The following is a 14,361-nucleotide window of genomic DNA, read 5'->3' on the forward strand; positions in this document are numbered from 1 at the left end:
TTAATTAGTGATAATATCACTTTGTTCTTTTGTTTTTTGTTATATCTTTTATATATAAGAAGTAAAATTGGAGGCTTGTAAATGAAAGCAACAATTGGATTAATTGGTTTAGCAGTAATGGGTGAGAACCTTGTATTAAATTTAGAAAGTAAGGGATACAGTGTTGCTGTATTTAATAGAACTACTCAAAAAGTTGATAAATTTATTACTACTAGAGCAAAAGGGAAAAATATTATCCCAACTTATTCGATAGAAGAATTAGTAAATAAAGTAGAACGACCTAGAAAAATAATGATGATGGTAAGAGCAGGTGAAGCTGTTGATAAAAATATTGATCTTTTATTAGATTATTTAGAGCCTGGAGATATTATTATTGATGGTGGAAATTCTAATTATAAAGATACAAATAGACGAATTAAATATGTAAATTCTAAAGGAATTTTATACATTGGAGCTGGTGTTTCTGGTGGAGAAGAAGGAGCTTTAAATGGCCCTTCTATTATGCCGGGTGGAAATATCGATGCTTGGACTCATTTAAAACCTATTTTACAAGGTATTAGTGCAAAGGTTGAAAATGATGAACCTTGTTGTAATTGGGTTGGTCCTGATGGAGCTGGCCATTTTGTAAAAATGGTTCATAATGGCATTGAATATGGTGATATGCAATTAATTAGTGAAGTCTATGATGTTATGAGAAAGGTTTTGAAATTATCATATCCAAAAATGCATGAAATATTTGAAGATTGGAATAAAAAGGAATTAAATTCCTATTTGATCGAGATTACAAGTAATATTTTAAAATATTATGATGAAGATAATACCCCTTTAGTTGAAAATATATTGGATGCTGCAGGTCAAAAAGGCACAGGTAAATGGACTGCTATTAATGCTTTAGATAATGGTGTTGACTTGTCTCTAATAACTGAAGCTGTTTATGCAAGAGTAATTAGTAGTGATGTTGATTCAAGATTAATAGCCAATAAAGAATATTCTTCAATAAAAATTGAAAGTGATTTTAATCAAGAAAAAACAATTGAAGATTTGTATGCTGCTTTATTTGTAGCTAAGATAATTTCTTATGCACAGGGTTTTGATTTAATAAAAAAAGAATCGGATAACAATAACTGGAATTTAAATTTAAGTGATATTGCTTTGATGTGGCGCGGTGGATGTATCATTCGATCCTCATTTTTAAATAATATCAGTAATGCTTATAAAAATAATTCTAGTCTAAATAATTTACTTTTAGATGATTATTTTAAAAATATTGTTTTAAAATTTCATAGTGGTTTGAGAGCTATTGTAGCATTAGCTGCTTTAAATGGTGTAGCTACGCCTGCATTAAGTTCAGCTCTATCATATTTTGATAGTTACAGAAGTAGTAATCTTCCAACTAATTTAATTCAAGCTCAAAGAGATTATTTTGGAGCTCATACTTATGAGAGAGTTGACCAACAAAGAGGTAAAACTTTCCATACAAATTGGACAGAAAAAGGTGGAGATACATCCTCAACAAATTATTCTGTTTAGGAGGAATTGTTAATGAAAGAACCATTTGTGTTTGTTATTTTTGGTGCTAGTGGTGATTTAGCACAAAGAAAATTGATTCCTGCATTATTTAAATTATATACAAAAAAAATGTTTGATACAAAATATAATATTTTAGCTGTTGGTAGAAGAGATATAAGTGATCAAGATTTTAGGAATCAAATAAAAGAGTCATTATTAAATAGAGGCTTTATAAAAGATGAAGTGGAAAGATTTGTTTTAAGTATTGATTATTTTAAAATAGATTTAGTCCATAATATAGATTATGCAGATTTAAAACAGTTTTTAAATGCAAAATATGAAAAACAAAATTTTGTTTATTATTTTGCCATAGCTCCTCATCTTTATTGTACTGTTGCATCAAAATTGCATTTAACAGGTTTAACAAACGAAGATGATGGCTTTAAGAGGGTTATAATAGAAAAACCTTTTGGCCATGATTTAAAGAGTGCAATAGATTTAAATAATGATTTACATGAATTTTTCAATGAAAGTCAAATTTTTAGAATTGATCATTACCTAGGAAAAGAAACTGTACAAAATATATTAGTAACTCGTTTTGCCAATAGTATTTTTGAACCTTTATGGAATAGAAATTATATTGATTTTGTAGAAATTACATCAGCAGAGTCTTTATCTGTTGGAACTAGAGCTGGATATTATGAAAAAGCTGGAGCCTTAAGGGATATGGTTCAAAATCATCTTCTTCAGGTTTTAGCCCTAATTGCAATGGAACCACCAATTAATACTAGTTCGAAAGCTTTAAGAGATGAGATGGTAAAAGTTTTTCAATCTCTTAGACCTATTAGTAAAGAAGATGTTCCCAAATATGTAGTTAGAGGTCAATATGTCGATTCTTTCTATAAAGGGGTTAAACAGTTAGCCTATAGGGATGAAAAAGGCGTTGATAAAGATTCTAAAACAGAAACTTATGTTGCTATGAAATGCTATATTGATAACTGGAGATGGAGTGAAATCCCATTTTATATTAAAACAGGAAAAGCTTTAGCAACAAATGTTACTGAAGTAGTAATTCATTATAAGTCTAATCCTCATAGTATTTTTAAGAATAATGATGAGATTGCTCAAGAGCATAATCAATTAGTAATTAGAATTCAGCCTGATGCAGGTTTTTTAGTCACTTTCCAAATGAAAGTTCCAGGGGCTGGATTTAAGGTTCAACCTGTAAAAATGGATTTCCATTATAAATCTTTACAAGAAACTGAAATCCCTGAAGCTTATGAAAGACTTTTATATGATTGTGTAATAAATGATCCGACATTGTATCAAAGAAATGATGCAATTGAATTAACGTGGAAGTTTGTTCAACCAATATTAGATGCTTGGAAGGATAATGAAGATATACCTCTTTATGGTTATCCTGCAAGAAGTTGGGGTCCTCAATATATTGAGAATAATCTTTCAGAGAAAAATCATCACTGGAGATTTCCATGTAAAGATTTAAGTGATGGTAAATATTGTGAGTTATAGAGTATGGAAAATATGAAAAAGATAAAAATATTTGAAGATAAATATAATGCTTGTTTTGATATTGCTTTAATTTTAAAGAAATTAAATAAGGAAAAAGCTAACATTGCAATTTCTGGAGGATCTTCTCCAATTTTACTGTTTGAGATTATGAGAAATATTTTTCTTCCTTCTGATTTTATTAATTTAAAATTCTTTTGGGTTGATGAAAGATATGTAGATGTTGAAAGTGATCAAAGTAATTTTGGTAATTTTTCAAGAATTTTGATAGATAGTGGGATTATAAGAAAATCAAATGTTTTCCCAATGTTAAAACAGGCAGATCAAAACAAAGTAATTTTAGATTCAATAAATAATATTAAAGAAAATGTTGATTTTAAAAATGGATATCCAAGCTTTGATTTAGTTATTTTGGGTGTTGGTGAAGATGGCCATACTGCTTCATTATTCCCAAATGATTTAAGTAAATTAGATTCAAATGAAATAATAATAAAGACTAATCATCCAAAAACAAATCAAACTAGATTAACATTGACAAAAAATGTGATTAATAATTCTAAAAAAATTATCTTTTTAGCTTTGGGAGAGAGTAAAGCTAATATTATTAGTCAGATTCTTATAAATAAAAATGATGCTTTACCAGCTACAGCTATAAAAAAAGATGACGATAATCTCTTGTGGTATTTAGATAAATATTCAGCCTCATATTTATAAAGGTTTAAGTATTTTGTTAAGAGATTGTTTAAATATTTAATATTTTTTTTCTAAAATAAGTCAAAAAAAAGCATATTTAACACTTTTCTAACAATTCATTATAATTTCATTAACAATTTTTCTTTATCTTCTAATTAAAAAATAGGAGATAAAAAATGAAAAAATTATTCTTAATTTTATTAGTAACAATGACAAGTTTCGCTTTATTTGCTCAAGGCCAAGGTGAAACAACAGAAAAACAAGTTAAAAATTACACTTTTGGAGGATCTTCTACAGTTGCTCCAATTGCAAAGTCAGCAATTCCTGAATTTGAGAAAGAGAATCCTTCAGTTAAATTAGGTTATGAAACATTAGGTTCTTCTACTGGTATCAAACAGTTAATTGCAGGAACTTTATCTTTAGCAGGTTCTTCTAGAGAATTAAAATCAAGCGAAGTAGATCAAAATTGTGTACCAACTACTATTGCTTTAGATGGTTTATCAGTTGGTGTTAACTCTTCAGTAAATGTAAGTAACTTATCAATTGCACAATTAGCAGCTATCTTTAGTGGTGAAATTACTAACTGGAGTGAAGTTGGTGGTAAGGATATGAAGATTGAATTAATCGAAAGAGATGAAACTTCAGGAACTTACGGATCATTTAATGAAATCGTTTTAGATTCACAAGGTAAAGAACCAACTAAGAATGCAATAATTGCTAAAGAAAATGGTGAAGTAGCAACAAAGATTGCTTCAACTCCTGGTTCAATTGGTTACATTGGAATGGCTTTCAATAGCATCATTACAAATGCTGGTGGTAAAATTTTAAGCATTGATGGTGTAGATCCAACTCCAGCTAATGTACTTAATAAATCTTATCCAATTAGTAGAGCATTATATGTAGTAACTATTGGAGAACCAAAAGACGGAACAGTTGAAAAAGATTTTATTGACTTCCTTCTATCAAGAAAAGGTCAATCAATTGTTGAAGAATGTGAATTTATTCCACTTAACTAGTTAAAGTATGGCAAGAGAAAATAATAACAATAAACGTAGAGTTATTGAACAAAGTAGTAAAATTATTTTACTACTTTGTGCTCTAGTTTCTATTATAGCTGTAATTGCAATTACTCTTTATATAATTAATCAAGGAATTCCATTTTTTGGAAAGGTTCCTTTGAAGGATTTCCTTTTTTCATTAAATTGGAGACCTTCTGCAGATATACCAAGTTATGGAATTGCAGCATTTATAATAGCAAGTTTTGAAGTAGTCTTAATATCAATTGTTTTAGCTTTACCAATTGGTCTTTCAACAGCGATATTCTTGAGTGAATTTGCAAAAGGTAAACTATCTAAAATTATTAGAAATACAATTGAGTTATTAGCAGGGATTCCCTCTATTATTTATGGTTTATTTGGGATTGCAATAGTAGTTCCAGCTGTAAGAAATATATTTGGGGGAAATGGTTATAGTTTGTTATCTGCTAGTATTATTTTAGCAATAATGATTTTACCTACTATTATTAATATTAGTGAAGTTTCAATAAGAAGTGTTCCAGATGCATTAAGAAATGCTTCAATAGCAATGGGAGCAACAAAATGGCAAACTATATATAAAGTTGTTGTTCCTTCAGCTGTAAATGGTATTGTTACTTCAATCATTTTGGCTCTAGGTAGAGCAATAGGAGAAACCACGGCTGTATTATTAGTTGGTGGTAATGCTGCAGTTTTTGCAAAATCTCCGACTGATATGGGTAGAACTCTTACAATGAATATTATTACTGATATGAGTTATGCTGAAGGTACTCATTTATCTGCATTGTTTGCAACAGCAATGTTATTATTCATTTTCATTTTATTATTAAATTTTGTAGTTGTGTTTATCTCAAACAAAAGTAAAGTTGGAGCAGGTGAATGAACAGAAAAAATACTAACAAAATTGCATTAATTCTTATTCAAGGATTTTCAATTTTAACAATTTTAATACTCGCTCTAATGCTTTCATATTTAATTTATAGAGGCTTGTATAGTAATAAATTAGTTGAAAGAGAAGTAACAGATCAAGTTAATACAGAATTACCTTTTGAGATATATTCAAATAAAAATTCTAACTTGGATGAACTTGATTATTTTACTTTGAAAAAAATAGTTGAAGGTAGAGTATATTCTTTAAGAAAAATAAGTAATTTAAATAGAGATATCAATTTATATATTGATTCTTCTTTATTCCCATATTTAGAAAAATATTTATTAGTAGACAGTAGTGATTTAGAAGAAGACTATATACATATAGTAGATAGTGCTTCTATAAAAAATCAAAAAGATTTAATTAAATCTTTGAAAGCAGATGAAGGTTCCTTATTAATTTTAAATAAAGGTTCAGATTTGAAAGGTTTTAATTCAGTTACAATCAGCGATATGGTTATAGCTGTAAATCCTGAAGTAATGAGTATTTATGAAAATAAAAAAATAGGGAATCTGAAAGAAGAAGAAGTTAATGCCTTACTAGAGGGTAATTATAAGAATTGGAGTGAATTGAATGGACCTCCAATTGATATCACTTTAGTAAATTCGATTAACCAGGTAGAGAATGTTAGAGGAGCTATAAAGATAGTTAATGCAACATCCTACCAAGAGGCGGTTGATTCAGGCTTAAATATAAGTAAATTAAAAGTATTCCATGAAGTAGCTAAAAGAAATTTGAAACTTCATTATTTATTAAGTGAAAGTGAAGAAGAAGGAAAATATGGTGGTATATTAAGTATTATTTATAACACATTAGTTATGGTTTTACTTACAATATTAATTGCAACCCCTATCTCAGTAGCTGGGGCAATTTATTTAGTTCAATATGCAAAAAAAGGACGATTAACAACTATCATAAAAGCTGGTATTGATTTATTAGCTGCAGTTCCTTCAATTATCTTTGGTTTATTTGGGTTATTAGTTTTTGTACAATTATTAGGGTTTGGTTTTTCATTGATAAGTGGAGTATTAACTATTTCATTAATGATTTTACCTACAATATTGAGAACTAGTGAAGAAGCTATTAGAAGTGTTAGCCCCTCTTTAATTGAAGCAAGTAGAGCCCTAGGTGCCACAAAAATAGAAACAATTTTTAAAATAATATTACCAAGTGCTTCAAAGGGTATTACAACAGGTATTGTTTTAGCAATTGGTAGAGCAATAGGTGAAACTGCTGCATTAATTTTTACAATTGGTTCTTCAACTTCTTTTGCAACAGGACTTAAGAGTTCTTCTAGAGTATTAGCACAACATATTTATTTAATAATTACCGAAGGTGGATCTATAGATGAAGCTTTTGCTTCGGCTCTAGTTTTAATAGTTTTAGTTTTAATTATAAACAGCATAACAAAGTTGATTATGAAAAAGGAAATAAAATAGATGAATGAACATTTATTTAAAGTAACTGATTTAGATTTATGGTATGGAGATCATCAAGCTTTAAAAAAGGTTAATATGGAAATTAAAAAGAATTCCATAACAGCTTTTATTGGGCCATCAGGTTGTGGTAAAAGTACTTTTTTAAGAGTTCTCGATAGAATGAATGATTTAATTGATGGTGTTTCAATAAAAGGTGAAGTTTTATTTGAAGGTAAAAATATTTATAGCGATATGGATATTTTGGAATTGAGAAGAAGAGTAGGTATGGTTTTCCAAAAACCAAATCCATTTCCAATGACAATTTTTGATAATATAGCTTATGGACCTAAATTATATAAGAAATATAAAAAAGGTGAGTTATATGAGATTGTTGAAAAATCATTAAAACAAGCTGCTTTGTGGGATGAAGTAAAGGATAGATTGCACTCAAGTGCTTTAGGTTTATCTGGAGGACAACAACAAAGACTCTGCTTAGCTAGAACATTAGCTGTTAATCCTGATGTTGTATTAATGGACGAACCAACAAGTGCCTTAGACCCTATCTCTACAGCTAAAATTGAAGAATTAATGATTGATCTAAAAAAAGAATATACCATTATTGTTGTAACACATAACATGCAACAAGCTTCAAGAGTTTCTGATGTGACTTCTTTCTTTTTAATAGATGATAAAAGAAGAGGTTATTTAGTTGAAAGTGGTGAAACTAGTGAAGTCTTCTTAAATCCAAGAGATAAGAGAACAGAAGATTATATTTCAGGAAAATTTGGTTAGGCTGGAGGTTAAATATATGGATAAGAAACAAGTTTATCAAATAGATGAAAAAATTATGTTTTATAGAGAATTGCTTATGCAAATGGTAACAAGAGTTGAACAAGCAATTTTAAAAGCTACCATGGCTATGGAAAATAATGATGTAAAATTAGCTAATGCTGTAATCAAAGAAGATTTCTTTATTAATCAATTAAGAGATATGATTGAAAGTGATGCAGTTAGATTATTAATTAGTGAAGCTCCATATGGGCATTACATGAGACAAGTTATTGCTGGTTTAAAAATAGTTACTAGTTTAGAAAGAATGGGCGACCATGCTACTCATTTAGCTAAAATGGTAGGAAAAGATACTTCATTCAATGATGAAAGGGCAGTATCAATAGTTAAGGGTATTATTGAGATGTCAAATATTGTTGCTGATATGTTTAGAGGAGCAGTTGATGCTTTAATAAAAATTGATTCTAAACAAGCAAAAGAAGTTGCAAAAATGGATGATGAAGTTGATAAGAGACGTGAATTATTAAAGTCTCAAATTTTAGAATGTGGTCCATTTGAAGATATAAATTTGAGACAGAATATGTATAGCTATTATTATTTAGTTATTGAATTAGAAAGAGTTGGAGATCATATAACTAATATTTGTTCTTGGGTAGTCTATATGGATGAAGGTGTTAAACCTCACTTAAATTAAGATTAGTTAGTTTGATTTTTTTGCTGCTATTGGTTATATAGCAGCATTTTTATTGCTTTTTAAAGTATTAATAAATTTTGATATTACTCTTTTTGAATTATAAATATATTAGTTAATGGATTAATTAATATAGAGAGTCTATGACTATATATAAAAAGTTCATTTGATGAACTGATAAAAAAAACTAAAGGCAAAAGCCTTTAGTTTGTAGATATATATAAATCTCTTTATTTAAGTTTAAGCTTTATACATAAGATCGCTTTTTTTAAATAAAGATGTTAGCACGTTATTTGTTTTAGAGATGGTGAAAATGAATGTAGAACCTTTGTTTTCTTCGCTTTCAACTTTTATATCTCCAGAATGTAACAATGCTATATGCTTAACAATAGAGAGACCTAAACCAGTACCTCCACTATCTCTAGATCTATTTTTATCAACTCTATAAAATCTTTCAAAGATTCTATTTATATCAGCTTTAGGAATTCCAATTCCATTATCAATTACTTTAAAGATTATTTCATATTTCTTTTCACTAACACTTATAGTTACTTTGCTGTTTTCAGGGCTGTAATTTATTGCATTGACTACTAAATTAATCAAAGCTTGACGAATTAAGCCTTCATTACAATAAATTTCTAAATTCTTTAGATAGTCTTTTTTGATAGAAATATTCTTCTTATTTGCTAAAGGTGTAGCTGTTTTTATAACGCTTTCAATGATTGCTTCAACAGGTATTTCATCCATAGCTGGTTTTGCTTTATCTTTTTCTAATGAAGATAATAATAATAAATCTTCAATAATGGCTTTCATATTTTTATAATTGATAAATAGATCTTGGTAGAAATCTAGTCTTTGTTCATCGCTTAATTGGCTATTAATTAAAATTTCTGTAAACCCACCAATTGCTGTTAATGGTGTTTTTAACTCATGAGAAACATTGCTAACAAAGTCTTTTCTAATCCGTTCTAATCTGTTTATTTCTGTTGTATCAACTATAGTTAATAGAACTCCTTCGCAGATATCGTTTCTTTCCATACAATTGATGTTTATATGTAAATTTTTCTCTTTTCCTTTTCCATATAACTGAGCCATATCACCAGTATAGTTTTTATAGAAGCATAATTCTAATTCACTTTTTTCAAAATTATTTAGTGCATTGTTTATTTTGGTGTTTAAATCAATATCACTAATAATATCTCTTATAAACATATTTTTGGAAATAACCTTTCCTAAAATTTTAACAGCAGCTTTATTACATAATACGATTTCTTTATTTAAATTTAAGAAAATAACACCTTCTTGCATGGATTCAAGAACTAGAGCATATTCATTTTTTTCTCTTTCTAGATTAGAAATAATTGTTTGTAATTCTTCTGCCATGTAATTTAGTGTTTGAGAGAGTTCTTTTATTTCTAGAGGAGATGTTATATGTGTCTTGGAACTTAAATCTCCTTTTGCATAATCTTTACTAACTTCAACTAAAGATTCAATTGGGATAAACAAATACCTTAATATTAGATAAAGAGCTATACTAACAATAATTATAATAATTGCTAATATGGGCAAGATTGCATATAAGAATTGAGAATTTAAAAATGAAAATTTTGATAGAGGGGCAGCAACTCTTATATAAATATTTTTTGTTGCTGAATAAATTGCACAATATAGAGTATCATCTTCTGTAGTTTTGCTTGTTCTTTTACTATATCCAACATCATTGACTCTAGCTTGTTTTATTTCTTCTCTATAAAAATGATTATCCATTAGACTAGGATCTTTTTCACTATCAAAGATTACAACACCATCTTCATTAATAAGGGTTACTCTAAGTTTATTTGCTAATGAAAAATTCTTTAAAGTATTATTATCTATTGTTTCAAAAGAATCTAAAAATAAGGCTTGTTGTTTTAATGTTTCTTTTTCTTCTGATGTAATTATGTTTGTAAATACTTTTCTAGAAGAAAAGAAAGAAGAGCCTAAAACCAATATAATAGTGCAAAACAATAAAAGGGAAATTTGCTTTTTAAATTTCACTAACTAATCTCCTATATATTTATAACCAACACCCCAGACAGTTTTTATTCTACTTCCATAATGTTTTAATTTTTTTCTAAGTGCAACAATTTGAACATCAATTGCTCTTTCTGTGACAGGATAATCAGAGCCTTTAATTTTAGTAATTAATTTTTCCCTAGAATAAACTTTTTCAGGATTTTGAATTAACAAAGCTATTAAATTGAATTCTGTAGCAGTTAAGATTATTGGATCATTATCAATTAAACAGATTCTTTTTGATGTATCAATATTAATTCCATTATCACTTATTGCAGTATTAGCTTCTTCTTCGTTTGTCCTTTTTAGCAATCTCAAGGCAGCTTTTACTTTAGCAGATAATATTTTAGGGCTAAATGGTTTTGTTAGATAATCGTCAGCTCCTAGTTCAATTGCAGAAATAATATCACTATCATCACTTTTTGCTGAAGAAATTATAATTGGAGTTTTTATATCTAATTTATATCTAGCAATTTTTAGAATCTCAAATCCATTTATATATGGAAGCATTAAATCTAAGATAATGCATTCATAACTGTTTTTTGTTAGTGCATCAATCGCAGCTTGACCATCATAGACGTTTTCTGTACTAAAGCCTTCGGATTGTAAATGAAAGCTTAATAATTTAGAAATACTTTTGTCATCTTCAATTATTAATATTTTGTTATTCATGTGATAATTTTAGGCTTTAGTTTAATAATTTTGCAATAGTTTGCCCCCTATTTAACACAAAATTAACAATTACTAAATATTTTTAAAAAATAGAATCTATTGGTAATATTTATACATAAAATATAGAAAATATTTGTTAAGAAAACTTTACGAAACTATAAAAATTTAGTTATTTGTGATAAATATTTGTTATTTTTTTATTTAATGTTCAAAAAAGATTTTAAATAATTTATAGTACTAGATAATGGTTTTTGCAACAAAAGTGTTGCTAAATCGTTAAATATTTATTTATTTATTACATTTTTAATAAAATTGTAATATTTGTGTTGTAAAAGTGTTGCATTTATTTTTTCTTTTATATAATGTACAGCTATGACGAGGTATTTACAATTATGATAAATAAAGTTGCAATACTGATGGGGAGTCTTAGTGACTTCGACAAAGTTAAGGGTGCTTTAATTATTCTAAAGGAATTAGAAATTCCTTATGAAGTTAAAGTTTTAAGTGCACATAGAACTACCATGGAAACTTTAGAATTTGCACAGAGTGCGGATAAGGAGTATAGCGTGGTAATCTGCGCAGCAGGTATGGCTGCACACTTAGCAGGTATTGTTGCGTCTAACACCTTGATACCAGTCATAGCAATCCCGATATCATCTTCTTTAAACGGTATGGATGCGCTTCTTTCAAGTGTACAGATGCCAAGCGGGATTCCTGTAGCTACTGTAGCAATAGACGGGAGTAAGAATGCTGCCCTTTTGAGTGCTCAGATTATAGCATTGGAAAATAAAGAAGTATTGTCACGCTTAATCAATTTTAGAAAACAAAATAAAAAATCTTCATTAGAAGCTAATGAGAAACTAAAGCAAATCCTGTAAATTTTTTACGGGATTTTTTTATTGGAGTGGTAAAAATGAAAAAATTGGATTTACTTTATCAAGGTAAGGCAAAAAAGGTTTATCAAACAGATGATGAAAATTTATGTATTGTTGATTACAGCGATTCAGCAACAGCTTTCAATGGTGTAAAAAAAGGTACAATTGAAAACAAAGGTATTATCAACAATCAATTAAGCAATTATTTTATGAAAATAATTGAAGCAAAGGGTATTCCTACTCATTTAGTTGAAGAGATTAGCCCAAGAGAAACTTTAGTAAAAAAATTAAAGATTATTCCTCTTGAAGTTATTGTAAGGAATATTGTTGCAGGTTCTCTATCAAAAAGAATTGGTATTGAAGAAGGGTTTGAATTAAAAACTCCTGTAGTAGAATTTTGCTATAAAGAAGATAGTTTAAATGATCCAATGTTAAATATTTCACATATTACTTCTTTAGAAATTGCAACTAAGGATGAAATTGATTTAGTTACTGAATATAGTTTAAGAATTAATGAAATCTTGAAAGAAGAATTAATTGAGAAGGGTATTATCCTTGTTGATTTTAAACTTGAATTTGGTAAAGACAAAGAAGGTAAAATTTACTTAGCTGATGAAATTTCTCCTGATACTTGTAGATTCTGGGATTCTCAAACACGTAAAAAATTAGACAAAGATAGATTCAGAAGAGACTTAGGCCAAGTTGAAGATGCTTATATTGAAGTTCAATCTAGGATAATGAAATAAAAATGTTCGATAAACTTAGAGAAGAATGTGGTGTTTTTGCAATAAGTGAAGCTGACGATAATTTAGACATTGTAAATACTAGTTACTTAGCTCTTTATGCTTTGCAGCATAGAGGGCAAGAAGGCTGTGGTATTTGTACCAATAATAAAGATTCTTTATCAATTTACAAAGATGTTGGACTAGTAAGTGAAGTTTTTACTAAAAGAAATTTAGAAAAACTTCCAAAGAGTTCAATTGCTATTGCTCATGTTAGATATGGCACTACAGGAAATAATAATAGGCAAAATGTACAACCTCTTTTAGTTAATCATAAAGAAGGTAAAATGGCATTGGCTCATAATGGTAACTTAGTTAATGATCATATATTAAGAGATAAACTAGAATCAAAAGGGCTAATATTTCAAACTACTAGTGATACAGAAGTAATTGCCTATTTAATAACAAAAAATCGTTTAAAAAGTGATTCAATTGAAGAAGCCATTGAAAAAACAATGTATGAGATAAAAGGTGCTTATTCATTAGTAATCATGACCCCATATAAATTAATAGTTGCAAGAGATCCTAGAGGTTTTAGGCCACTTGTTATGGGAAAATTGAATGATCGATATGTATTTGCTAGTGAAACCTGTGCTTTTGATGCGATAAATGCGAAATATATTAGAAGTGTCGAACCTGGTGAAATTATTAGTATTAATAAAGGCCAAGTAAAATCTATTAAAACTCATTGTAATAAATATAAGAGAAGCTTATGTGTTTTTGAACTTTTATATTTTAGCAGACCAGATAGTAAAATAGATGATATTGATGTATTAGATGCTCGTTTAAAAGCTGGGGAATATTTATTTAAAGAAAATCCTATAGATGCAGATGTTGTAATTGGTGTTCCTGATTCAGGAATATTAGCAGCCATTGGTTATTCTAGAGCAAGTGGAATTAATTATGGTGTTGGATTAATAAAAAATAAATATATTGGAAGAACCTTTATTCAACCTAAACAAACACAAAGAAATTCTTCTGTTCAAATTAAGTTAAATGTAGTTGAATCTGTTATAAAAGGCAAAAGAGTTGTTTTAATAGATGATTCTATTGTTCGTGGCACTACAAGTGTAAGAATTGTTAAACTCTTGAGAGATGCCGGAGCAAAAGAAGTTCATTTTAGATCTTCAGCCCCTATGTTCTTAAATCCTTGCTACTTTGGAACTGATATAGATAGCAAAGATAATCTATTTGCTTGTAAATATACCAAAGAAGAAATGAGGGACATCTTAAATGCTGATTCACTTGAATTCTTAAGTGTAAAAAATGTAGTTAATTTAGCAAAAGAAAATATTGGATTTTGTACAGCTTGCTTTAGCGGTAAATATCCTATTAAGCCTAATGGTGAAAAACTAAAATCTCATTTAGAAGATTAAGGAAGTTTT

The 14,361-nt window shown here is 28.3% G+C and carries 13 protein-coding genes; 11 read left to right on the forward strand and 2 right to left on the reverse strand.

Annotated features, from left to right (window positions below):
• The first annotated feature begins 81 nt into the window (after positions 1-81).
• From gnd to phoU, 8 genes are all read left to right on the forward strand, one after another.
• Positions 82-1,530, forward strand: coding sequence for a decarboxylating NADP(+)-dependent phosphogluconate dehydrogenase (gene gnd, locus ACZ5RS_RS04525; protein ID WP_464637895.1), 1,449 nt, complete (start codon positions 82-84; stop codon positions 1,528-1,530).
• Between the two features lie 12 nt (positions 1,531-1,542).
• A complete protein-coding gene (gene zwf / locus ACZ5RS_RS04530) occupies positions 1,543-3,039 on the forward strand; it encodes a glucose-6-phosphate dehydrogenase (RefSeq protein WP_464637897.1) in 1,497 nt (498 codons plus the stop codon).
• Between the two features lie 12 nt (positions 3,040-3,051).
• Positions 3,052-3,750 (forward strand): 6-phosphogluconolactonase, encoded by a 699-nt coding sequence (pgl, locus tag ACZ5RS_RS04535; protein WP_464637899.1) that lies wholly within the window; start codon positions 3,052-3,054, stop codon positions 3,748-3,750.
• Positions 3,751-3,905: 155 nt separating this feature from the next.
• Positions 3,906-4,745, forward strand: coding sequence for a phosphate ABC transporter substrate-binding protein (locus ACZ5RS_RS04540; RefSeq protein WP_464637901.1), 840 nt, complete (start codon positions 3,906-3,908; stop codon positions 4,743-4,745).
• Positions 4,746-4,752: 7 nt separating this feature from the next.
• Complete coding sequence (gene pstC, locus ACZ5RS_RS04545) at positions 4,753-5,646, forward strand: phosphate ABC transporter permease subunit PstC (protein WP_464637903.1); 894 nt, start codon at positions 4,753-4,755, stop codon at positions 5,644-5,646.
• On the forward strand, positions 5,643-7,133 hold the full coding sequence (gene pstA / locus ACZ5RS_RS04550) for a phosphate ABC transporter permease PstA (protein WP_464637905.1): 1,491 nt from the start codon (positions 5,643-5,645) through the stop codon (positions 7,131-7,133). The genes pstC and pstA overlap by 4 nt, the downstream gene beginning before the upstream one ends.
• The gene (gene pstB, locus ACZ5RS_RS04555) at positions 7,134-7,904 is read left to right on the forward strand and encodes a phosphate ABC transporter ATP-binding protein PstB (RefSeq protein ID WP_464637907.1); all 771 of its coding nucleotides are present in this window, start codon (positions 7,134-7,136) and stop codon (positions 7,902-7,904) included.
• Between the two features lie 16 nt (positions 7,905-7,920).
• Complete coding sequence (gene phoU, locus ACZ5RS_RS04560; protein WP_464637908.1) at positions 7,921-8,595, forward strand: phosphate signaling complex protein PhoU; 675 nt, start codon at positions 7,921-7,923, stop codon at positions 8,593-8,595.
• 237 nt (positions 8,596-8,832) lie between these two features.
• Here the strand turns inward: phoU and ACZ5RS_RS04565 are convergent, their stop codons facing one another.
• Positions 8,833-10,629 carry an ATP-binding protein gene (locus ACZ5RS_RS04565; protein WP_464637910.1) on the reverse strand — a complete coding sequence of 599 codons (1,797 nt, stop codon included), beginning with the start codon at positions 10,627-10,629 and terminating at the stop codon, positions 8,833-8,835.
• Between the two features lie 3 nt (positions 10,630-10,632).
• Positions 10,633-11,319, reverse strand: a complete 687-nt coding sequence (locus ACZ5RS_RS04570) for a response regulator transcription factor (RefSeq protein ID WP_464637911.1) — start codon at positions 11,317-11,319, stop codon at positions 10,633-10,635.
• A gap of 392 nt (positions 11,320-11,711) precedes the next feature.
• Between ACZ5RS_RS04570 and purE the strand changes: the two genes are divergently transcribed.
• Genes purE through purF form a run of 3 tightly spaced genes read left to right on the forward strand, consistent with a single transcriptional unit; the run spans position 11,712 to position 14,352 of the window.
• Entirely contained in the window at positions 11,712-12,197 is a 486-nt protein-coding gene (purE, locus tag ACZ5RS_RS04575; RefSeq protein WP_464637913.1) for a 5-(carboxyamino)imidazole ribonucleotide mutase, read from the forward strand.
• A gap of 35 nt (positions 12,198-12,232) precedes the next feature.
• The gene (gene purC / locus ACZ5RS_RS04580) at positions 12,233-12,940 is read left to right on the forward strand and encodes a phosphoribosylaminoimidazolesuccinocarboxamide synthase (protein ID WP_464637915.1); all 708 of its coding nucleotides are present in this window, start codon (positions 12,233-12,235) and stop codon (positions 12,938-12,940) included.
• A 2-nt stretch (positions 12,941-12,942) separates the two neighbouring features.
• Positions 12,943-14,352 (forward strand): amidophosphoribosyltransferase, encoded by a 1,410-nt coding sequence (purF, locus tag ACZ5RS_RS04585; RefSeq protein WP_464637917.1) that lies wholly within the window; start codon positions 12,943-12,945, stop codon positions 14,350-14,352.
• Positions 14,353-14,361 lie beyond the last annotated feature (9 nt).

It is taken from the genome of Pleomorphochaeta caudata, from assembly GCF_055395745.1.